Below are 20,111 nucleotides of genomic sequence, written 5' to 3'. Positions count from 1 at the left end.
TTCGGCATAAAAAGGGCCCCGCACGCCGACCAAGGCATGCGGGGCCAAGAGAGACAAACTTTGATGTCGGCGGGCTGACGTCCGTTATGCGGCAACCGCTTCTTCGGTCTGCGGTTGCGCCGCGGCGACCGGCGCCACGTCCTGACGGATCAGGTGGTCGAACGCGCCGAGCGATGCCTTCGCGCCTTCACCCACGGCGATCACGATCTGCTTGAACGGCACCGTCGTCACGTCGCCGGCCGCGAACACGCCCGGCACCGACGTCGCGCCGCGCGCATCGACGACGATTTCTCCGTGCTTCGACAGTTCGACCGTGCCTTTCAGCCATTCGGTGTTCGGCACGAGGCCGATCTGTACGAACACGCCCTCGAGGTCGATGCGCTGCGTGTCGCCCGAGCGCAGATCCTTGTAGACGAGCCCGTTCAGCTTGCTGCCGTCGCCGGTCAGCTCGGTCGTCTGCGCCTGCGTGACGATCGTCACGTTCGGCAGGCTGCGCAGCTTGCGCTGCAGCACTTCGTCCGCGCGCAGTTGCGCGCCGTATTCGATCAGCGTGACGGCCTTCACGATGCCGGCGAGGTCGATCGCGGCCTCGACGCCCGAGTTGCCGCCGCCGACCACCGCCACACGCTTGCCCTTGAACAGCGGGCCGTCGCAGTGCGGGCAGTACGCGACCCCGCGGTTGCGGTATTCGCGCTCGCCCGGCACGTTGATTTCGCGCCAGCGCGCGCCGGTCGCGAGCACGATCGTCTTCGCCTTCAGCACCGCGCCGTTCGCGAGGTGGATCTGGTGCACGTCGCCCGGGATCAGCGCATCGGCGCGCTGCACGTCCATGATGTCGACGTCGTACTGCTTCACGTGCTGCTCGAGTGCCGTCGCGAACTTCGGCCCTTCGGTTGCCTGCACCGACACGAAGTTCTCGATCGCCATCGTGTCGAGCACCTGGCCGCCGAAACGCTCGGCGACGACGCCCGTCGCGATGCCCTTGCGGGCCGAGTAGATGGCGGCTGCCGCGCCTGCCGGGCCGCCGCCGACGATCAGCGTGTCGAACACCGGCTTGTTTTCGAGCGACTTCGCGGCGCGTTCGCCGGCGCCCGTATCGAGCTTCGCGAGGATTTCCTTCACGCTGCTGCGGCCCTGGCCGAACGAGGCGCCGTTCAGGAACATCGTCGGCACGGCCATGATCTGGCGCGACTCGACTTCGTCCTGGAACAGCGCGCCGTCGATCGCGACGTGGCGGATGCGCGGGTTGATCAGCGACATCACGTTCAGCGCCTGCACGACTTCCGGGCAGTTCTGGCACGACAGCGAGAAGAACGTCTCGAACGCGTAGTCGCCGTCGAGCGCGCGGATCTGTTCGATCACGTCGTCGTCGAGCTTGATCGGGTGGCCGCCCGTCTGCAGCAATGCGAGCACGAGCGACGTGAATTCATGGCCCATCGGGATGCCGGCGAAGCGGATGCCGGCCGGCTTGCCGGGCTCGCCGATCGAGAACGATGGCTTGCGCTCGGCGTCGTCGCGGCGTTCGGTCACGGTCACGCGATCCGTCAGCGACGCAATCTCGTTCAGCAGCGCCAGCAGTTCCTGCGATTTCGCGCTATCGTCGAGCGAGGCGACGAGTTCGATCGGGCGCGTGATCTTTTCGAGGTACGCTTTGAGTTGGTTCTTGAGATTGGCGTCGAGCATGGCGTTTCGGATTCCGTATTGATTATGCTGGTCGGGCACGTCGTGCCGGAGGAGGGCGCGGGCCGCGCTGCGGCGGCCCGCCGTCGCGCGCCTCGTGCGAGGCGCGCGGCGCGATCGTCAGATCTTGCCGATCAGGTCGAGCGACGGGGTCAGCGTTTCCGCACCCGGCGTCCACTTGGCCGGGCACACTTCACCCGGGTGTGCCGCGATGTATTGCGCGGCCTGCACCTTGCGCAGCAGTTCGCCAGCGTCGCGGCCGATGCCGTTGTCGTGGATTTCGCACAGCTTGATCTCGCCTTCCGGGTTGATCACGAACGTGCCGCGCAGGGCCATCCCTTCTTCCTCGATCAGCACGTCGAAGTTGCGCGACAGCGTGAGCGTCGGGTCGCCGACCAGCGGGTACTTGATCTTGGCGATCGTGTCCGACGTGTCGTGCCATGCCTTGTGCGTGAAGTGCGTGTCGGTCGACACGCCGTAGATTTCGACACCCAGCTTCTGGAATTCCGCGTAACGGTCGGCGAGGTCGCCCAGCTCGGTCGGGCAGACGAACGTGAAGTCGGCCGGGTAGAACACGACGACGGACCACTTGCCCTTGAAGTTCTCTTCCGAGACGGGCACGAATTCGCCGTTGTGGTAAGCGGTTGCCTTGAACGGCTTGATTTGGGTGTTGATGATCGGCATCTGGAGAATTCCTTGTCTTCAGTGGTGAGTGGAGTGTTGCCAGTATCCGGGTTCACCCTGAATTTGGGAAATTGCTTGTTTCAATCCGGGGCATCGGGATTTTCTATCTGCTTCCGGCCCTTGATTGGTTGGGGGTAGGGATGGGCGAGCAGGCATGATCCCTATGCCGCACCGCGACGGGGGCGGGCAGCGCCTTCACCACTCCGGGCGCAGGTTCTCGTGGCTGACGGTCACGCGCCCCTTCCATAAACCGAATACATTGTTGCCAAGTGTCTGTTCGTGTCGCGCGATACGGGCATCGATTGCGTCGCCGATGATCTCGGCGCGGGAGCGGTTCTTGTTCGCTGCGATGATGGTCAGCGCGGCATGCTGGTCATCCGACAGGTCGACCGGGATGGTGGGCATTGCAACCTCCGTTACTTGACGCGCCCATCATCGATATCCGGCTGGACAAATGCAAGGTCGTCGCCTATCCGAAGCGAGCGCCGATTCCCGGTCCGGTCGGCGCGGCGCACCGCACCGCGCTCAAATCCCCGCCATCTTCCGCAACCATGCCGCGAGCCGTCGTGCGCCGTCCGGCATGTCCGCGTCCTCGCGCGTGCACAGGTAGTAATCGCGCCCGTCGTCGAGCGCATGATCGAACAGCTTCACCAGTTCGCCGTTCGCCACCTCGCGCTCGACCAGCGGCGCGCGCAGCAGCGCCGCGCCGAGATCCGCGCGCGCGGCGCTCAGCGTGAGCTGGCCATCCTCGAACATCGGCCCCACCGCATGCGACACGTGCCGCACGCCCGCGCCCTGCAGCCAGTTGACCCACGTGCTGCGGTCCTCGTCGTGCACGAGCGGCGCACGCGCGAGGTCGGCCGGCGTGCGGAACGGCCCGTGGCGCTTGAGGAACGACGGGCTGCACATCGGCACCATCGCGCCCGGCAGCAGCCGCTCGCAGCGGTAGCCCGGCCAGTCGCCGGTGCCGAAGCGGATCGACAGGTCCGACGCATCGCTCCGATAGTTGCGGTGATGCGCGTACAGCACCGTGACGTCGACGTCCGTGTTGTCGGCGAGGAACGCGTGCAGCCGCGGAATGAACCAGCCGATGCCGAGCAGCGGGATCAGGCTGACGGTGATCTGCCGCAGCGACGAGCGATCGCGCACGAAGCGCGTCGCGCTGCGCAGCACCGAGAACGCCGCGCTGATCGAACGGTAGTAGTCGCGCCCTTCGTCGGTGAGCGCGAGCAGCCGGCCCTCGCGCACCGTCAGCGGCGTCTGGATGAACGCTTCGAGCAGTTGCAGCTGATGGCTGACCGCCGACGGCGTGATGTCGAGTTCGCCCGCCGCCGCGGTGACCGACCCGAGACGCGCGAATGCTTCGAACGCACGCACCGCGCGCAGCGGGGGGTCGTGCGGCAATTGTTCGATATTTTTCATGTGTCGAATTTTATCGAAAAGTCAGGGTAAGCGACAACATGAAAATATTATTTATTTACATGGCTTTACGTTAATGTGTCGAGAACGGCATAAGCATCCAACAATTGGGTATTTGGGGTTTGGGTGATGAATATTTAATATTTTTCATGTTTTAATCCGATTCGCCGATCCCTCGCACATGAAAATCGCCTTCCTCCACGCCAGCCTCGCATTCTCGGCCGCCGCCCTGGTCGCCTCCGTTCCCGCGTTCGCGCAATCCGCGCCGCAGACGATCCTGATCGGTCTCGCCGCGCCGCTCACCGGCCCGTCCGCGCGGATCGGCAAGGATCTGCAGAACGGCGCGCAACTCGCGATCGACGACGCGAACGCGAAGCATCCGACCATCGGCGGCAAGCCGGTCGTCTACAAGCTCGTCGCGGCCGACGACCAGTCCGATCCGCGCACGGCTGTCGCGGTCGCGCAGCAGCTCGTCGACCAGCACGTGATCGGTGTCGTCGGTCACTGGAACACGGGCTGCAGCGTGCCGGCGTCGCGCGTGTACCGCGATGCCGGCATCCCGCAGATCGCGCCGGCCTCGACCGGTCATCAATACACGCAGCAGGGCTACGCGACGGCGTTCCGCATCATGGGTCACGACGATGCGGGCGGCAATTTCACCGGCGCGTACGCGGTGAAGACGCTGAAGGCGAAGCGCATCGCGGTGATCGACGATCGCACGTCGTTCGGCGCGGGGCTGGCCGACCAGTTCATCAAGGGCGTGCAGGCGAACGGCGGCGCGATCGTCGATCGTCAGTACGTGAACGACAAGACGACCGATTTCAGCGGCGTGCTGACCGCGATCAAGAGCAAGCGCGCGGATCTCGTGTTCTTCGGCGGCCTCGATGCACAGGCTGCGCCGATCGCCCGCCGGATGCGCCAGCTCGGCGTGAACGCGCCGCTGCTCGGCGCGGGCGGTTTCGTGAGCCAGACATTCCTGTCGCTCGCGGGCAAGGACGGCGACGGCGTGACGGCGCTCGAACCGGGCCTGTCGCTCGACCGGATGCCGGGCGGCAAGGCGTTCGACACGCAATACCAGGCGCGCTTCCGTGCACCGATCGAACTGCATGCGCCGTTCGCATACGACGCGGCCGCCACGCTGATCGCGGCCGCGCAGAAGGCCGGCACGACGCAGCCGGCGAAGCTCGTCGCGGCGGTGCGCGCGATCGACCGGCCGGGCGTGACGGGGCGCATCGCGTTCGACGCCGAAGGCAACCTGAAGGACCCGGCCTTCACGATCTACCAGGTGCGCGGCGGCAAGTGGACCGTCGTCGACGTGCTCGGCGGCGCGCGCACCGCGGCCAAGTAAATGCACAGCGACAAGACGAAACAGGCGATCCCCATGACCGAAACAACCCCGACATCCGCCGCCGCACCCGAGGACACGCGCCTCGGGATCCTCGCGCGGCGCCGCATCGAAGCGGAAATCATCAAGCCCATCTACGAGATCATGAAGCGCGAGTTCGGCACCGAGCGCGCGCAGGCCGTGATCGCGGAAGCCGTGCGCGGCGCGGCCGTCGACGCGGGCCGCACGTTCGCCGCGCAGGAGCCTGGCGGCACGAGCGTGAAGTCGTTCATCGCGCTGCAGGTGCTGTGGGAGAAGGACGATGCGCTCGACGTCGAGGTGCGGCGCGCGGACGATGCGCACTACGACTACGACGTGCATCGCTGCAGCTACGCGGAGATGTATCACGCGATGGGGCTCGGCGAGATCGGGCACCTGCTGAGCTGCGCGCGCGACAGCTATTTCATCCAGGGCTACGCGCCGGACGTCGCGCTCACGCGCACGAGCACGATCATGCAGGGCGGCAAGCGTTGCGATTTCCGCTACGCATTGCAGCGCGCGCCGGAGAACGGCGATGCGTGACGGCACCGTGAATGCACCGCGCATCGACGGCGATCGCCTGTGGGCGTCGCTCGAGCGGATGGCGCAGATCGGCGCGACGCCGAAGGGCGGCGTCTGCCGCCTCGCGCTGACCGATCTCGATCGCGAATCGCGCGACCTGTTCGTACAGTGGGCGCGCGACGCCGGCTGCACGGTGCGCGTGGACCGGATGGGCAACGTGTTCGCGCGCCGCGCAGGCCGCAACCGCGATGCCGCGCCGGTGATGACGGGCTCGCATGCTGATTCGCAGCCGACCGGCGGCCGGTACGACGGTATCTACGGCGTGCTCGGCGGCCTGGAGGTCGTGCGCGCGCTGAACGACGCGGGCATCGAGACCGAGCGTCCGGTCGACGTCGTGATCTGGACCAACGAGGAAGGCTCCCGTTTCGCGCCGGCGATGGTGTCGGCCGGCGTGTTCTCGGGCGTCTACACGCTCGAATACGGGCTGTCGCGCACCGATGGCGCGGGCAGGACGATCGGCGAGGAACTGGAGCGGATCGGCTACGCGGGCGCCGAACCCGTCGGCGGCTATCCGGTGCACGCGGCGTACGAACTGCATATCGAGCAGGGTCCGATTCTGGAACGGGCCGGCAAGACGATCGGCGTCGTGACGGCCGGGCAGGGGCAGCGCTGGTACGAAGTGACGCTGACCGGCGTCGACGCGCACGCGGGCACGACGCCGATGGAGGTCCGTCGCGATGCGCTGGTCGGCGCCGCGCGGATGATCTCGTTCATCGAGGTGCTCGGCCGTCGTTATGCACCGTACGCACGCGCGACGGTCGGGATGATCGAGGCGCGGCCGAATTCGCGCAATACGGTGCCGGGCGGCTGCTTCTTCACGGTCGAATTCCGGCATCCCGACGATGCGGTGCTCGACGAACTGGACGCGGCGCTGCGCGCGGAACTCGCACGCGTGGCGGAGGAATCCGGCCTCGGTGCGCAGATCGAGCAGATCTTCACGTATGCGCCGGTTCCGTTCGCGCCGCGCTGCATCGACACGGTACGCGACGCGGCCCGCGCGCTCGGGCTGTCGCACATGGACATCGTGTCCGGCGCGGGACATGACGCGTGCTATGTCGCGCGGGTCGCGCCGACCGGGATGATCTTCGTGCCGTGCGTCGACGGGCTGAGCCACAACGAGGCCGAAGCGATTACGCCGGAATGGGCGGCGGCGGGCGCCGACGTGCTGTTGCGTGCGGTGCTGCAGAGCGCGCAGGAGGCCTGAGCGTGATGTGCACGGCCCGGCGGGAGGTGTTCGCCGGGCCGTGCCTACTGCCGTCCGGCGTGGTGCCGGCGCGCGCGTTGCGTCAGGCTGGCTGCGAACGCCGATCGATGTATCGGCGCATCACGTAGAACGCCGTATCGGTGCGGCCCGGCATCGTCATCAATGCACCGTCGGCCGCAAACCCGAGTTTTTCATAGAACCGGTACGCCGCTTCGCGTGCCGTACACCATACGAGTGCGGCACCGCGTGCTTCCGCGTGCCATACGCAAACCTGCACCAAATCTCGCCCGAAGCCCATGCCGCGCACGGCCGGGTGGACGGCCATCCCGCGCAGCCGCCACGCCGGCCGGCCAGGGTCGTCGTCGCGCGGCTCCTCGCACAGCGAGGCGACCGCCACGATGTTCGACCCGCCGTCGCGCACGCCGACGTGCAGCGTCGTCGGCGCATGGTCGCCGGCCAGTTCGCACGCATTCAGGTCGCCATTCAGCAGGATCGCCGCCCTGAGCGGGTGCGTCTGCACGGCGTCGATCGGTGCGATGGTGAAGCGGGTGTCGCGTGGCGTCATCAACGTTTCCTGGATGGTCCTGGCGGCGCGTTACTTGCCGGCCTTGCGCGTTGCCATATACGCGAGATACGCGACGATCTGGTCGAGTTCGCGGTCGCTCAGCTGGTCGGGCGGAAACGCCGGCATGCTGCGGCCCGGCCAGTCGCGTACCGACGCCGGGTTGCGGATATAACGGCGCAGCGCGGCCGGCTGGAAGTAGTCGACCGGATTCATCGGCGTGTTCAGGTCGGGGCCGGCGTGGCTGCTGCCCGCGCCGTCGAGGCGGTGGCATGCGAGGCATTGCGTGACGAACAGGCGCTGGCCCGCGCGGGCCGGAGCGTCGGCGGGCAACGTGGCGTCGACGGCGAGCGACGGCCAGCGCGCGAGCGGCGACGATTCGATCGTGACACGCACGATCTGGTACGGCCACTGCTCGCCGCGCACCGATGCGGCGTCCGGCCCGAGCCACACGAGGTAGAACGGCCCGGCGCTGACGGGCTTGCCGGGCAGCTTCGGCCACGGACGGGCCGGATCCTCGATGGCGAGCCACGGGACGGCGCGGGCCGGTGCATGACGGCGCACGAGATCCATCGGCAGTTGCGCGGCGAAGCCGTCGGCCGCGCGCGTTTCGAGCACGCCGTCGGCCGGCAGCGGCGTGTCGCCGAGCAGCGCGGCGAACGGCACCGCGCGGAACGTCATCGGCCGGCCGTACGCGATGTCGCGCGGCACGTGGATGTCCGCCGCATCGGGGCGCGCGAGCAGCGTCTGCCGGGTGAGCGCGCGGGCCGTGCCGTCGGTGTCGAGTTCGAGCGAGGACTGCGCCGACGCACGTTGTGCGAGCAGGCACACCGTCAGCAGCACGAGCGAAAACCACGGGCGCTTCAGCATTCGTTCTCCAGGAAAGGGCATTCGCGCGGCGGCAGCAGGCAGGCGCCGCGGTCGATGGAAGGACTCGGGCGACAGTCTATCCGCTACGCGCGGCGCTGGCGAATTCGGCTGAGGAAAGGGGGCGAGGCCGGCCCGCGGTCACGACGTGGCCGATGGCCGGACCGTCGTCAATGACTCGAGCAAGGCGCTTCGCCTTTCGGCAGCGGTGTGTCGCGCTCCGCTTCGAAGTCGGCTTCGCGCGTGCCCGCCGGCGTCAGCGACACGAAATGCATTGCCGTGCCGCGCGCCGGGAACCCGGCGATACCGGTCGAGCCCCACGGAATCGGCGAACGCTGCACGCCGCTCACCGAGATGTCCGAGGCCCCGAGTGCCAGCGTCAGCAGCCGCCCGTCGCGGGTCGGGACGTACGCATGCGTGCCGGAGACGCCGATGCCGGATTCGCGCACCGACGCGGGCAGGCAGTCGAGCGTCGCGGTGCGGCGGCCGTCCGGGGCGACCAGCATCGCGACGCCGCGATCGTCCGCCGTCGTCGTGACGACGATGAAACGGTCGATCTCCGGCACATAGGCCGACGCGTACACGTAGTACCGGATCCTGCCGTTCAGCGTCCCGAGCAGGTCCAGCTTCGCCGTGACGGGATCGAACGTCGCGTATTCGAGCGTCGCGTCGGTGCTGCCTTCGATGAATTTCTGCCAGACGAGCAGCGCGATGCGCGGCGAGCCCGCGATCACGGGCCACCATTCGCGGCGGTGCGGCGCGACCGCGACGTGATTCAGCACGCGTCCGGTCGCGTCGTAGGTCTTCAGGTACACGCCGTTGCCGGTGCCGAGGTTGTCGACGCCGCCGCCGTCGACCCAGTCGGCCGAATAGAACACGACATAGCGCTCGCCGACCGTCGCGACGTGCCCCGAGTGGCCGCCCGGCTCGACTTCGTTCGGGTAGGGCTTGATCGGCTGCAGGTCGCGGCGATAGACGCCGTAGCGCTGGCTGACTTCCTGCGGCGCGTTCCAGCCGTCCTCGAACGTGACGAAGATGTCGCCGCGCGCGTTTTGCGCGATCGACACCGGTTCCTGTGCTTCGGGGCGGCTGATGAACGTGCGGACATGCAGCAGGCGCGGCTTGCCGGGCTGCCATTCGCCGACGTACACGTCATGCGGCCAGTTGCCGCTGCGCAGCGCGCCGCGCGGCACGATGCCCGAGCTGCTGAAGAACACCCAGCGCTTGCCGTTGCCGGCGTCGGCCACGCCGATGCCGTGCATGAAGCGCCGCGGGTCGCCGCCGTCCTGCGACGATGCCGAGGCCGGCACGGTGACCGTATGCACGGCCGGCGCGGCGGCGAGGTCGGACAGCGGCACCGCGCCGATGCAGCACGCGCCGCAGAGCGCGGCCGCCAATGCCGGCCGTATTCGCCGCGTCATTCGACCGTCACCGATTTCGCGAGGTTGCGCGGCTTGTCGACGTCGGCGCCGCGCGCGCAACCGACGTGATACGCGAGCAGTTGCAGCGGGATCACGTTGACGATCGGCGACAGCAGGTCGCCCGATTCGCGCACGCGGATCAGGTGCGTGTCGCGGTCGGCATCGATTTCGAGCTGGCTGCCGGCCAGCACGTAGAGCCGCCCGCCGCGCGCGCGCACCTCGGCCATGTTGGATTTCAGCTTCTGGAACAGGCGGTCGTCCGGCGCAATCGTGACGACCGGCATCGCGCTCGTGACGAGCGCGAGCGGACCGTGCTTCAGCTCGCCGGCCGCATAGCCTTCCGCGTGGATGTACGACACTTCCTTGAGCTTCAGCGCGCCTTCCAGCGCGATCGGGAAATGGATGCCGCGCCCGAGGAACAGCGCGTTCTCGGTGCGCGCGAACTTCGTGGCCCAGCCCATGATCTGCGTTTCCAGCGCGAGTGCGTGGCTGATGCGGCCGGACAGCGCGCGCAGCTGCTTCAAATGCGTCGCTACTTGCGCGGCGTCGAGCCGGCCGCGCTGCTGCGCGAGCGTGAGCGTCAGCACGAACAGCGCGACGAGTTGCGTCGTGAACGCCTTGGTCGACGCGACGCCGAGCTCGATGCCGGCCCGCGTGAGAAACCGCAGCGGCGCGTTGCGCGCGATCGTGCTGGTCGCGACGTTGCAGATCGCCAGCGACAGTTCCTGGCCCATCGCGCGTGCCTGCTCGATCGCGCCGATCGTGTCGGCCGTCTCGCCCGACTGCGAGATGCCGACGACGAGCGTGCGCGGGTCGGCCACCGTGTCGCGGTAGCGGAATTCGCTGGCGATCTCGACCTGCGCGGGGATGCCGGCGATACTTTCCAGCCAGTATTTCGCGGTCAGGCCCGCGTAGTAGCTGGTGCCGCAGCCGAGCAGCAGCACGCTCCTGACTTTCGACAGGAGGGCACGGGTGCCGTCGGTCGCGTCGAACAGCGCCGGCGAGATCGTGTCGATGCCGTCGAGCGTGCTGTCGATTGCTTTCGGCTGCTCGAAGATCTCTTTCTGCATGAAGTGCTGGTACGGGCCGAGCGCGGCGTCGCCTTCGCGCGCCTTCACCTGACACAGCGGGCGCTGGGCTTCCTGGCCGCCCGAGTCGATCACGGCGATGCGCTCCGGCGTGATCAGCGCGACATCGCCGTCTTCCAGGTAGACGAAGCGGTCGGTCAGGTCGCCGAGCGCCGCGCAGTCCGACGCGAGGTAGTTCTGCTCGGCGCCGATGCCGATCACGAGCGGCGAGCCCGCGCGCGCGGCGACGAGGCGCTGCGGCTCGCGCGCGCTGAGCACCGCGATCGCGTACGCGCCGTGCAGCCGCTTGACGGCGCGCACGACCGCGTCGAACAGGTCGTCGCGATAGACGCTGTGGATCAGGTGCGCGATCACCTCGGTGTCGGTCTGGCCGCGAAACGTGTAGCCGCGCTCGCGCAACTCCACGCGCAGCGCGTCGTGGTTCTCGATGATCCCGTTGTGCACGACCGCGATCGTGTCGCCGGACATGATCGGATGCGCATTCATTTCCGACGGCGCGCCGTGCGTCGCCCAGCGCGTATGTGCGATGCAGGTCTGCGCTTCGAGGCCGAGCGTCAGCACGCGCGCCTGCAGGTCCGTCACGCGCCGCAACGTGCGTTCGCTGCGCAGGCGGCCGTCGTCCTGCACGGCGATGCCGCATGAATCGTAGCCGCGATACTCGAGCCGGCTCAATGCATTGACCAGTTGCGGCACCTGATTGTTCAGGCCGCTTGCTCCGACGATTCCGCACATGATTCACCTCTCTACGGTAGGTTGGCGGCTGGCGCGCGGCGCGCGGCAGCACGATTTCAGGAGCGGTGCGCGTCGCGCGGCATGCGTCGCGCCCGGCGCGGCACGTCTCCGGCGATCTATTCGCGGGGCTGGGGCCCGGCATGCGCGACCCATTCGATACCCGAGATCGATCCGTTCGCATCGTGCGACGCGACGAGAATGCGCGTCGTGCGCCGCGCACCGCGCCGGCGGGCGCCGGCCAGTGCGGTGGTCGGCACCGAGCGCACCTTCACGCTGGCCGAGCGCCGCAGCATCTTCGACACGCGCAACCGGTAGGCGAGCGGATGCATGACGCGCCCCGCGATCAGCCACATGACGATCGTGCCGGCGATCAGCGCGATGCTCGTGACGTAGAACACGATCTGCTCGATCGGCATCTCGGCCTGGTTGAACGGCAGCAGGTAGCGGTATGTATAGATGCAGATCGAGGCCCACACGGCGCCGACCAGCGCCGGGCGCACGAGGCGGAACCAGACGACCAGCACGGAGCCGACGATGCGGCCGCGTTCGGCGATCATTTCGCGCGGCGTGCGCAGGGAAAGGTCAATAATCGGCGCGTTCTTCATGTTGAATGCCTCGGTCGGGGCTGACCCACACGGCTCGCTTGCCGCGGCCCCGCAGCACGACGGCCGGCAGGGCGACGACGGTAGTGATCATGCTGATCAGCCAGAAAGCGACGGGATACCAGATGGTGTCCAGGAAATACATCAGGAGTTTTTCGTCATACTGACGATCGATCATGCTGCCGATGATCAGCTGCAGGATGCAGGTGGCGACCAGCAGCATCCCGTGCCAGTGCGGCACGACCGATACGTGCCAGCTCGACGGCAACGGGTAGACGACGTCCACCAGCGCGAGCAGCAGGATGAACGACATCGAATAGGCCCACGCGATGCCGATCAGGTATTCGACGAACAGCGGCCACATCATCATCTGCGTCGGCCGCATCAGCGTGCCCGCATATTTCATGAGCACCTGGATGCCGCCTTTCGACCAGCGCAGCCGTTGCCGGTAGAGCCCCTTCAGCGTCTCGGGCATCAGGATCCAGCTCAGCGCATGCGGCTCGTACACGACGCGCCAGTCGCGGCACTGGAGCTTCCAGCTGATGTCGATGTCCTCGGTCAGCATGTCCGAGCTCCAGTAGCCGACGTCGGCAAGCGCGGTCTTGCGGAACATCGTGATCACGCCGGACACCGTGAAGATGCGGCCGTACACCTGCTGCGTACGCTTGATCAGCCCGACGATCGACGAGAATTCGCCGACCTGCATGCGGCCGAGCAGCGACGTGCGCGTGCGGATGCGCGGGTTGCCGGTCACCGCGCCGACACCCGGGTCGGTCAGGAAATGCTCGAGCATCCAGCCGATCGCGTCGTGCGCGAGCAGCGCGTCGCCGTCGATGCAGAGCAGGTATTCCGCGTTCGACACGGCCGCGGCGGTCGTCAGCCCGACCGCCTTGCCTTCGTTGCGCGCGTGATGGATCACGAGCAGCCGCGGGATCTCGACGGCCAGTTCGTTGAGAATCTCGCCGGTGTGGTCCTTGCTGCCGTCGTTGACCGCGATGATGTCGTAGTTCGGGTACTGCATCCCGTTCAGGTGGCTGATCACGCTGCGCGCGTTCGCGGCTTCGTTGAAGCAGGGCACGACGATCGAGATCTTCGGGATGCCGCTCGACGCGATCGTCCGGTTCGCCAGCACGCGGCCTTCTTCCAGCAGGAAGTAGTGCACGACGCCGCCGATCATCCACAGATACGACATGAAGAACGGGTAGTAGAAGACGAAATCCTGCAGGCGCTGGATGATGCCGTGGGTGTTCATGGCGTCTTCGCCCCCTGCGATTGCTGCAGCTGCATCAGCGCGTTGATCGACGTCGGGTCGAGGCGCGACTTCAGCGACATCACGTCGCGCATCGCGTCGAGCTCCGGCTGGCCGTTCAGGAAGTTGTCCGGGTAGTAGCCGAAATTCACGGCGCCCTCGCTGCGCAGCCGGCGCATCTGCGCGAGCAGCGTGCTGGCCGGCACCGCCTTTTGCCCGTGCCAGTCGTACGCCTGCAGTTCGAACACGGTGCGCTGCAGCCCGCGCTGCTTCGTGCGCACTGCCTTCACGAGCTGGTCCAGCCAGCCTTCGGGGTCCTTCGCCTGCTCCATGTACGGCATCGCCATCAGCGCGACGTAGTCGTAGGTTGCGAGGAAATCGTCGTAGTTCTGCGCATACCACGCTTCCGACTCGGGCTTGAGCACCGGCAGCGCGAAGATGTTGCGCGCGGTCAGCACGTCGCCGACGTTCTGGTGCGCCAGCACGATCTGCTGGAGCTGCCGGGTCAGGTCGATCAGGTAGCGTGACTTCTGGCGCGTCCACCGCTTCATCAGGTCGGGGTTCTCGCGGATCTTGCCGACGTCGGCCGGCAGCCCCCATTGCGAATAGGTCTGCAGCGCGTGCCGGCCCGCATCTTCGTAGTCGTCGAGCACGGCGTCGTCGCTGAACAGGATGCCGCTGAACGACGCGTGCTTGCTGAGATCCTCGTAGATCTGCTGGATCATCAGCCGCGCACCCGGATCGAACGGGCTCAGCCGGAACACGCGCGTACCGTTCTCGCGGGCCGGCGCGCCGCCGTATGCGGTGACGGCCTCGAGCCCGCGCTGCTTGTCGTCCGGCGGCCGGAACGCGAGCACCGGCATCCAGGCGTACACCTGCACGTTGGCACGCGTATTGAGCTGCCACGCGGCACGCGAGAACAGGTCGGCGCGCATCGGCAGGTGCCGGTTCGGGAAGTACACCGATTCGGCCACGCCGGTGCCTTTCGGGTCCGCATAGGCCTGCAGGTACACCGATTTCGGCTGCATCCGGTAGATGCGCTCGATCAGCTTGCCGAGATTCGCTTCCTGCCGCGCCGGATCGGGATCGTAGACCTGGTCGAGATCGACCTGCACGGTGCGCTCCGGCACGTCGACGTCGCCGCGGTTGGACGCCGGCTCGCGCATCGAACGCTCGAACCCGCCGATATCGACGTCGTACATCATCAGGATCCGCCTCAGCCGGTCCAGCGGCACGTCCGGCGTATTCGGGCCGGCATCGAGGCTGAACTGGATGTCCATGCCGAGCGACGTCGATATCTGGCGCACGGGCTGGTTTTCCGCGCCGTATGGCCAGACCATCGAGCGTGCGACGATGCCTGTACGTTCGCGGATCTGCCGCACGCAGGTCTGCAGGTCGTCGTGCACACGTGCGTGGAATTCGGCGTCGGTTTCATAGCGCTTCTGATCCTGAAGGTAGAGGTGCGACGTGGTCGCCGGCAATTCGTTGCCTTGTGGATTCGCGACCGCGCCATGATGGAGATTGTGGGTGTGGCAGCCGAGCTCGACGAATTCCGACTGCCCGAGCTTCTTCACCTCGTCCCACGACAGGAAGTAGTCGCGCGGCACCTGCACCTTGTCGCTGATGCGGATCGGCGTATCCGGCGGCGTATCGATCCACGCGGTGACGAGGCCCATCACGGCCGGATACTTGAAGCGCTCGAGCAGCGGCAGCACCTTCGTGTAGTGGCTGCGGAAACCGTCGTCGAACGTGAGCAGCACCGCGCGCGGCGGCAGCGGCTTGCCGCCGTGCCGCGACGCCTCGATCTGCTTGACCGTGATGGTGTGGTAGTTGTTGGTCTGCAGCCACGAGAAGATCGCGGTCAGCGTGCCGGTATCGACCGCGAACGCGTCGACCAGCGCCGAGCGCGACGAAAACGACGCCATCAGGTTGTCGCGCACGTCGTGCATGCAGATCACGCGAAACGTCTTGCCGTCGGCCGGATCGGACGGCGGCAGCAGGTCGATCATCTTGGCGTTGGTCACGCCCGGGAACAGCGAACAGGCGGCAAACGTGCCAAAGCATCCGCACATGAAGGTCCGTCTGGTTTGCATTGCACGATCTCCTTGCTAGAACGGCAGGTTGAGCGACAGGAAGCCGGTTTCGGAGCGCTCGCGCTGGCCGTCGTACGCATGGCTGCTGACTTCGACGCCGTAGGACAGCGTGATGTCGTGCTTGAACGTCCACGCATGCTCGAGGCGTGCGCTCCACAGCGGGCTGGTGCCGAAGCCGCGCTCGTTGTACACGCCGCCCGACGCGGACACGCGCTGCTGCAGGCTCATATCACCCTTCTTCCACAGCGTCAGCTGGTGCATGACGGTTGCCGCGGCTGCGTAGTCGCGCCCCGGGCTGAAGTAGGGCGCGTCCTTGCGGGTGTTGCTGTCCGTGCCGAGATTCAGCGAGACATTGACGAGCTGTTTCGCGGACGTGTACACGCGCTGCGTGGCGGTCGCCGCGATCTCCTGGTGCAGGTTCGAATCGCTGTAGCGGCTGACGCCGTAGCTCAGCCTGACCTCGCGGCGGTCATTCTGGCGATACACGACCTCCGCGTTCGCGGAGCGGCCCCAGATGTGCGCGGCGTACGCTTTCCACGGCAACGAGTTGTCGTTGGTGTCGAGCCCGGCGCTGACCGTCCAGTAGTCGTTGAGCGCGTACGCGATCGTCCCGCGCCCGCCGGTTCGGCCGTCCGCGCCGATCGAGCGTGTGACTTCGCCCAGCACGGTGAGCGGGCCGCGCCGGTAGTCGCCGCCGACGCCGGTGCGCGTGCGGCTGACGTGGCCGGCGTCGGTCTGCGCGAAGCCGTAGAACGTGTGCGAAAACACGCGCCAGTTGTCGCCGAACGGCGGCGAATACACATAGCTGTCCGACGTGAAGCTGTTGTCGGCCAGCGCGCTGTTGCCGTGCTCGAAGCTCAGGTCGGTCGTGAACACGGGGCTGCGGTATGCGTTGTAGTCGCGCTTGAAGCCGCGCACGGCGCCGCTGTCGGGGAACGTGTTGCCGAGGGTCTGGTCGACGGTCTTCGCGGTCGCGTAGTCGTCTGCCGTGAGCGACGCGCGGCCGAGGCCCGCGAGCATCTCGACGCTGTCAGGGTGATCGGTCAGCGACGCGCGATACATCGAGATCGCCTGGCGCGGATGCGCTTGCCCCGACACGGCGTCGGCGTGCGCGGCGCGGACCTCCGCGTTGAACGGCACCTGTTGTTCCAACTGCTCGAGCGCGGCGATCCCTTCGTTCACGTGACCCGTGAAGATCAGGTATTGAGCGCGCAGCCGGTAATAGCGCAGATAGTCGCCTTCTCCAGGGCCGACGCTGGTCACTTCCTTGGCCGGCGGCAGCGACTTGCCCATCTCGTCGAGCACCTGCTTCGCTTCCGGCGCGCGTCCCTGGTCGACGTACGACCAGAACAGTCCTTCCTGCAGTTCGATCGGACGCGTGCGCGAGCCGTACTGGAAGCCGCGGGTCGCGCGATCCGTCGGCGACGCGGTGGCCTGCTTCAGCGCGCGCGCATACACGGCGTTCGCCTTGCCCGGCTCGCTCAGGTACAGATAGGCGTCGCCGACGGCCGCCAGCGCGTCGATCGAGATTTCCGCGTTGGACGGAATCGTCTCGAACGTCGCGACGGCCGGCTTCATGTCGCCGCGTGCCGCAAGGGCGACTACCCGGTCGCCCGCGAGTGCGGTGCGCACCGGCGTGTACTCGGGGGTGGCAGGCATCCGCTTGTCGAGGTCGTCCGCCGCGCGCAGCGCGTTGTCGATTCCGTCGAAGCGGTCCGAACTCGTCATCGAACGCGACTTGTCGCGTCCGCCGCGCACTTGCTGGCGAATCGACAGTTCTTCCAGTTGCGCGATGTCGACCGCGGAGAATGCGTCGGGCCGCGCCTTGGCCTCGTCGAGCGCCTTGATCGCGCCGCCGCTCGCCGCGAGGCCGAACACGTCTTTGCGCACCGTCTCGACATCGGCGGTACGGAGGTTCGGCGCCTGCGCATTCGGCGCTTCGACGTCGGGCCCTTGAGATCGCTGGATCGCCTCGCCGGGGAACTGGGCGCCGGGCGTCTGTGAATTCGGCGTCTGGGACGCCGGCGGTTGCGAGCCGGGGGGCGCGGTGACAGGGGCCGGCGAGTTCGGCATCGGGGTGCCGGAGGCCTGCGCGGTCTGCGTCGGCGGAGCGGGCGGGGCGCCCGACGCGGGCGCTGCCGGTGCCGGCGCATTCGGCTGCGCGGTGCCGGTTGCCTGGGCAAGCAGCATCGGCGAGGCCGCGCCCGGCCCAGGATCGCCCGGCTGCGATACGACCGGGTCCACCACGACCGTGGTCGGCATGGTCGGGTTCGGCGCCTGCGCGATCTGCAGCGACGCGTCCGATGCCCGTGCGATCGGCGTCGTTGCATGAGGCGGCAGCGTGCCGCCATCCTGTGCGATCTCTATCGATGTCACTGTCGCGTGCAGGCCGCGAGGATGCGCATCCGGTGCGGACCCGGCGATGGCTCCCGCGCCGCCCGGTTCGGCGTCGCCTTCGGTGGAGAAACAGGGGCCGGACGCGACGAGCAGCAATACCAGCGGCGCATGCAGGAGGATCCGCCGGTTGGACGCAGCGGTGGTGGTGCATTGTTGTTGACGATTGTTAGCCACGATGTCTCCTCATTTTGAAACCATCACATCTCACTCTGAAACGATCACTTCGTTTGCACGCCCGACGACACGCGTCGCCGGCCGCGCACCGCCGGGCGGCGAGGCCCGGCGGCGTTCGACCCGTTCACAGGCGATTGCGGATCGCTTGCCCAAGCAGCGCGCGCGATTCGCTGTTCTTCGGGTCGATCGCGAGCGCTCGGCTCGCGTTTTGCTCCACACAGTCCCACTCGTCGATCTGCGCGCACGAGCGCGCCTTTGCCAGTGCTCGCGCGCTTTCCAGTTCCGCGTGCGTGACGCTTGCCGTCTGCATGCGCGCCGTGTCGCTGCCGTACGAGCGCGGCTTCGGCGTGTAGTCCAGGCGCTTTCTCGTGCCCGCCAGCGTTTCGGTTCGCGGCGCGCGATGCGTCGCGCTACGCCGTTCGGCGGCGTGCCCATTGGCCGAAGCGGCATGCGAATTGGCTGCCAGTGCCGCCGGTGCCGCATGCGACGGCTGCCGGTGTTTCGCGGCGGCGCGTGGCGTTGCCCGCGGAGCCGCTTCCGGTTCGACCGCGAGCGTGACGGGCGGCACGGTCGACACTTCGTGCGGCGCCGAAGCGGCCGGCTCCGGCGGCGGGGCTGCAGATGACGTGGCCTGTCGTGCAATCGTCTGCACAGGCGCGGCGGTGGCAGTCGTGCCGGACGCACCGGTTGCGCGGGACGTCGCGGCCACGATCGCCTGGCGGTATTTCCCGACGGCGGATGAGATCACGCCGGAGATGTCGTGCGCGACGCTCGCATGGCCCACGGTCCTGTCCCGCTCGACGTATGCGAAGAGGCCGAAGATCGCGGCGAACGCGACGATGCTGAGCGCCGCGTTCTTTCCCGGACCCCAGGAGGGTTTCGGCTGACGGGCGGGCGAGCCGTCCGGTCGTTCTGCACGAGTCATTCAATACTCCTCGATTCGATGCGCTGCGGTGAATGACACGATCGGGGCGGGGTCGGACGGCATTCACCATCGCAACTGCGTGGTGAGCGTGCCCGTTTCGACGATCGCGAACTGGGTGGCGCCTTGATAGGTCCCTTCGACCCGGTAGCTCGCATCCGGCACGCTGAACAGGCAGCGCGACCCCGATGCGTTGAATTCGACGAGCACGCGGCCGTGCCGTCTCAGGCGTACCTGCACGTTGGCCAGCGGTTGCCCGGTACTCGCGGAAGCAAACGACACGCCCAGGTTGTATGGCCGGCCGTCGGGGGGAAGCGGTGCGGACCCGTCGATCCGTGCGTCGCCGCAGATATACGAGATCACGTAGCGGTCGGCGCCCGGACCTGACGCGGGGGCCTGGGCCATGGCGTTCATGCAGAGCGCAGAGATGAAAACGCTCAGGAAAGGGCGAGCCTGCTGTCGAAGCGAGGAAGACATTGCAACCTCCTGTCCGGAATAAATGACACGCATTCATTCCGAGTCAGATTTGCCAGCGTTTTTTTTGCGACACGCTATTGATACACGATGGCTTTTGAACCAACAACCGCGTGTGGTCGGAATGGAACGGGTTGAAATATCTTATTTAAATAGGATAACGACGGATTCGTGTGATTCACTTAACACTGACGAAAGTCGATATTGCCGAATATGATCTTTGCTCGTCGGTAGCGATGATCGAGCACGCATTGAATCACGTCGGAGGTATCGACTTTCATGCCGAAAAATAACGACTGATAAAAGGAATTTTTGCGGCTGTGTTCGTGGCGAACCTACGAGGGTCCGGATACAGATCGCGCATCGTGAAAAGAGGGTGCGACGTCTTTGCTATTTTAGTTCTTTACAGCTAAATAGAAACTTTTGATTTGTTCTGTAACAGGGTATTTCTGTCCGAAAAATGAGGTTGAATATTCGGACTTAATGCGCTGGCAGTAAAAAATACGATGTCATTCGCAAACGTTTGCGTTTGATATCGAATAAAGGGTTGGCACAGGGATTTCACCGACTTCGGCGGGATTGCCGATTGCTGTATTTA

At 66.8% G+C, this 20,111-nt stretch carries 17 protein-coding genes; 3 read left to right on the top strand and 14 right to left on the bottom strand.

The features are described 5' to 3' along the window. Window positions 1–84 precede the first annotated feature (84 nt). The 4 genes from ahpF to AC5LXX_RS25235 all read right to left on the bottom strand — a co-directional run bounded on the left by ahpF (window position 85) and on the right by AC5LXX_RS25235 (window position 3,786). A complete protein-coding gene (gene ahpF, locus AC5LXX_RS25250; protein WP_493411427.1) occupies window positions 85–1,683 on the bottom strand; it encodes an alkyl hydroperoxide reductase subunit F in 1,599 nt (532 codons plus the stop codon). 117 nt (window positions 1,684–1,800) lie between these two features. Continuing rightward, window positions 1,801–2,364, bottom strand: a complete 564-nt coding sequence (ahpC, locus tag AC5LXX_RS25245; RefSeq protein ID WP_011547973.1) for an alkyl hydroperoxide reductase subunit C — start codon at window positions 2,362–2,364, stop codon at window positions 1,801–1,803. Window positions 2,365–2,559: 195 nt separating this feature from the next. Beyond that, window positions 2,560–2,769: a CopG family ribbon-helix-helix protein gene (locus AC5LXX_RS25240; RefSeq protein WP_493411426.1), complete on the bottom strand. Its 210-nt coding sequence runs from the start codon at window positions 2,767–2,769 to the stop codon at window positions 2,560–2,562. Window positions 2,770–2,889: 120 nt separating this feature from the next. Beyond that, window positions 2,890–3,786 (bottom strand): LysR substrate-binding domain-containing protein, encoded by an 897-nt coding sequence (locus tag AC5LXX_RS25235; protein WP_493411425.1) that lies wholly within the window; start codon window positions 3,784–3,786, stop codon window positions 2,890–2,892. Window positions 3,787–3,964: 178 nt separating this feature from the next. Between AC5LXX_RS25235 and AC5LXX_RS25230 the strand changes: the two genes are divergently transcribed. From AC5LXX_RS25230 to AC5LXX_RS25220, 3 genes are read left to right on the top strand one after another with little or no spacing between them, the layout of a single operon-like run. Then, window positions 3,965–5,131 carry a branched-chain amino acid ABC transporter substrate-binding protein gene (locus AC5LXX_RS25230; protein ID WP_493411424.1) on the top strand — a complete coding sequence of 389 codons (1,167 nt, stop codon included), beginning with the start codon at window positions 3,965–3,967 and terminating at the stop codon, window positions 5,129–5,131. A gap of 33 nt (window positions 5,132–5,164) precedes the next feature. After that, window positions 5,165–5,689 carry an L-2-amino-thiazoline-4-carboxylic acid hydrolase gene (locus AC5LXX_RS25225; protein ID WP_493411423.1) on the top strand — a complete coding sequence of 175 codons (525 nt, stop codon included), beginning with the start codon at window positions 5,165–5,167 and terminating at the stop codon, window positions 5,687–5,689. Next, window positions 5,682–6,932 (top strand): Zn-dependent hydrolase, encoded by a 1,251-nt coding sequence (locus tag AC5LXX_RS25220; protein ID WP_493411422.1) that lies wholly within the window; start codon window positions 5,682–5,684, stop codon window positions 6,930–6,932. The genes AC5LXX_RS25225 and AC5LXX_RS25220 overlap by 8 nt, the downstream gene beginning before the upstream one ends. An 82-nt stretch (window positions 6,933–7,014) precedes the next feature. Here AC5LXX_RS25220 and AC5LXX_RS25215 read toward each other — a convergent pair whose 3' ends face one another. From AC5LXX_RS25215 to AC5LXX_RS25170, 10 genes are all read right to left on the bottom strand, one after another. Beyond that, window positions 7,015–7,497, bottom strand: coding sequence for a GNAT family N-acetyltransferase (locus tag AC5LXX_RS25215; protein WP_493411421.1), 483 nt, complete (start codon window positions 7,495–7,497; stop codon window positions 7,015–7,017). A 30-nt stretch (window positions 7,498–7,527) separates the two neighbouring features. Beyond that, a complete protein-coding gene (locus AC5LXX_RS25210) occupies window positions 7,528–8,364 on the bottom strand; it encodes a c-type cytochrome (RefSeq protein WP_493411420.1) in 837 nt (278 codons plus the stop codon). A gap of 167 nt (window positions 8,365–8,531) precedes the next feature. Next, window positions 8,532–9,782, bottom strand: a complete 1,251-nt coding sequence (locus AC5LXX_RS25205) for a hypothetical protein (protein ID WP_493411419.1) — start codon at window positions 9,780–9,782, stop codon at window positions 8,532–8,534. Continuing rightward, entirely contained in the window at window positions 9,779–11,602 is a 1,824-nt protein-coding gene (gene glmS, locus AC5LXX_RS25200) for a glutamine--fructose-6-phosphate transaminase (isomerizing) (RefSeq protein WP_493411418.1), read from the bottom strand. Before glmS ends, AC5LXX_RS25205 begins: the two co-directional genes overlap by 4 nt. Before the next feature lie 116 nt (window positions 11,603–11,718). After that, window positions 11,719–12,207 (bottom strand): Biofilm PGA synthesis auxiliary protein PgaD, encoded by a 489-nt coding sequence (locus AC5LXX_RS25195; RefSeq protein ID WP_493411417.1) that lies wholly within the window; start codon window positions 12,205–12,207, stop codon window positions 11,719–11,721. Beyond that, the gene (pgaC, locus tag AC5LXX_RS25190; RefSeq protein ID WP_493411416.1) at window positions 12,185–13,456 is read right to left on the bottom strand and encodes a poly-beta-1,6-N-acetyl-D-glucosamine synthase; all 1,272 of its coding nucleotides are present in this window, start codon (window positions 13,454–13,456) and stop codon (window positions 12,185–12,187) included. The genes AC5LXX_RS25195 and pgaC overlap by 23 nt, the downstream gene beginning before the upstream one ends. After that, window positions 13,453–15,546: a poly-beta-1,6-N-acetyl-D-glucosamine N-deacetylase PgaB gene (pgaB, locus tag AC5LXX_RS25185; protein WP_493411415.1), complete on the bottom strand. Its 2,094-nt coding sequence runs from the start codon at window positions 15,544–15,546 to the stop codon at window positions 13,453–13,455. Before pgaB ends, pgaC begins: the two co-directional genes overlap by 4 nt. A 15-nt stretch (window positions 15,547–15,561) precedes the next feature. Beyond that, a complete protein-coding gene (gene pgaA / locus AC5LXX_RS25180; RefSeq protein WP_493411414.1) occupies window positions 15,562–18,117 on the bottom strand; it encodes a poly-beta-1,6 N-acetyl-D-glucosamine export porin PgaA in 2,556 nt (851 codons plus the stop codon). 124 nt (window positions 18,118–18,241) lie between these two features. Continuing rightward, window positions 18,242–19,042: a hypothetical protein gene (locus AC5LXX_RS25175; protein ID WP_493411413.1), complete on the bottom strand. Its 801-nt coding sequence runs from the start codon at window positions 19,040–19,042 to the stop codon at window positions 18,242–18,244. A gap of 63 nt (window positions 19,043–19,105) precedes the next feature. Beyond that, complete coding sequence (locus AC5LXX_RS25170; RefSeq protein WP_493411412.1) at window positions 19,106–19,516, bottom strand: hypothetical protein; 411 nt, start codon at window positions 19,514–19,516, stop codon at window positions 19,106–19,108. Window positions 19,517–20,111: the final 595 nt, after the last annotated feature.

The sequence above is a fragment of the Burkholderia torrens genome, from assembly GCF_984668525.1.
The sequence above is the reverse complement of the archived record's forward strand: the minus strand, read 5'-3'. Positions and strand labels throughout refer to the sequence as shown.

What these genes read in the sequence shown, in the direction of transcription:
- AC5LXX_RS25215 (WP_493411421.1), bottom strand. Translation starts at nt 7,497, where the DNA reads ATGACGCCACGCGACACCCGCTTCACCATCGCACCGATCGACGCCGTG.
- AC5LXX_RS25170 (WP_493411412.1), bottom strand. Translation starts at nt 19,516, where the DNA reads ATGTCTTCCTCGCTTCGACAGCAGGCTCGCCCTTTCCTGAGCGTTTTC.
- AC5LXX_RS25230 (WP_493411424.1), top strand. Translation starts at nt 3,965, where the DNA reads ATGAAAATCGCCTTCCTCCACGCCAGCCTCGCATTCTCGGCCGCCGCC.
- AC5LXX_RS25220 (WP_493411422.1), top strand. Translation starts at nt 5,682, where the DNA reads ATGCGTGACGGCACCGTGAATGCACCGCGCATCGACGGCGATCGCCTG.
- AC5LXX_RS25175 (WP_493411413.1), bottom strand. Translation starts at nt 19,042, where the DNA reads ATGACTCGTGCAGAACGACCGGACGGCTCGCCCGCCCGTCAGCCGAAA.
- ahpC (WP_011547973.1), bottom strand. Translation starts at nt 2,364, where the DNA reads ATGCCGATCATCAACACCCAAATCAAGCCGTTCAAGGCAACCGCTTAC.
- AC5LXX_RS25210 (WP_493411420.1), bottom strand. Translation starts at nt 8,364, where the DNA reads ATGCTGAAGCGCCCGTGGTTTTCGCTCGTGCTGCTGACGGTGTGCCTG.
- AC5LXX_RS25235 (WP_493411425.1), bottom strand. Translation starts at nt 3,786, where the DNA reads ATGAAAAATATCGAACAATTGCCGCACGACCCCCCGCTGCGCGCGGTG.
- pgaC (WP_493411416.1), bottom strand. Translation starts at nt 13,456, where the DNA reads ATGAACACCCACGGCATCATCCAGCGCCTGCAGGATTTCGTCTTCTAC.
- glmS (WP_493411418.1), bottom strand. Translation starts at nt 11,602, where the DNA reads ATGTGCGGAATCGTCGGAGCAAGCGGCCTGAACAATCAGGTGCCGCAA.
- pgaB (WP_493411415.1), bottom strand. Translation starts at nt 15,546, where the DNA reads ATGCAAACCAGACGGACCTTCATGTGCGGATGCTTTGGCACGTTTGCC.
- AC5LXX_RS25195 (WP_493411417.1), bottom strand. Translation starts at nt 12,207, where the DNA reads ATGAAGAACGCGCCGATTATTGACCTTTCCCTGCGCACGCCGCGCGAA.
- AC5LXX_RS25205 (WP_493411419.1), bottom strand. Translation starts at nt 9,782, where the DNA reads ATGACGCGGCGAATACGGCCGGCATTGGCGGCCGCGCTCTGCGGCGCG.
- AC5LXX_RS25225 (WP_493411423.1), top strand. Translation starts at nt 5,165, where the DNA reads ATGACCGAAACAACCCCGACATCCGCCGCCGCACCCGAGGACACGCGC.
- AC5LXX_RS25240 (WP_493411426.1), bottom strand. Translation starts at nt 2,769, where the DNA reads ATGCCCACCATCCCGGTCGACCTGTCGGATGACCAGCATGCCGCGCTG.
- ahpF (WP_493411427.1), bottom strand. Translation starts at nt 1,683, where the DNA reads ATGCTCGACGCCAATCTCAAGAACCAACTCAAAGCGTACCTCGAAAAG.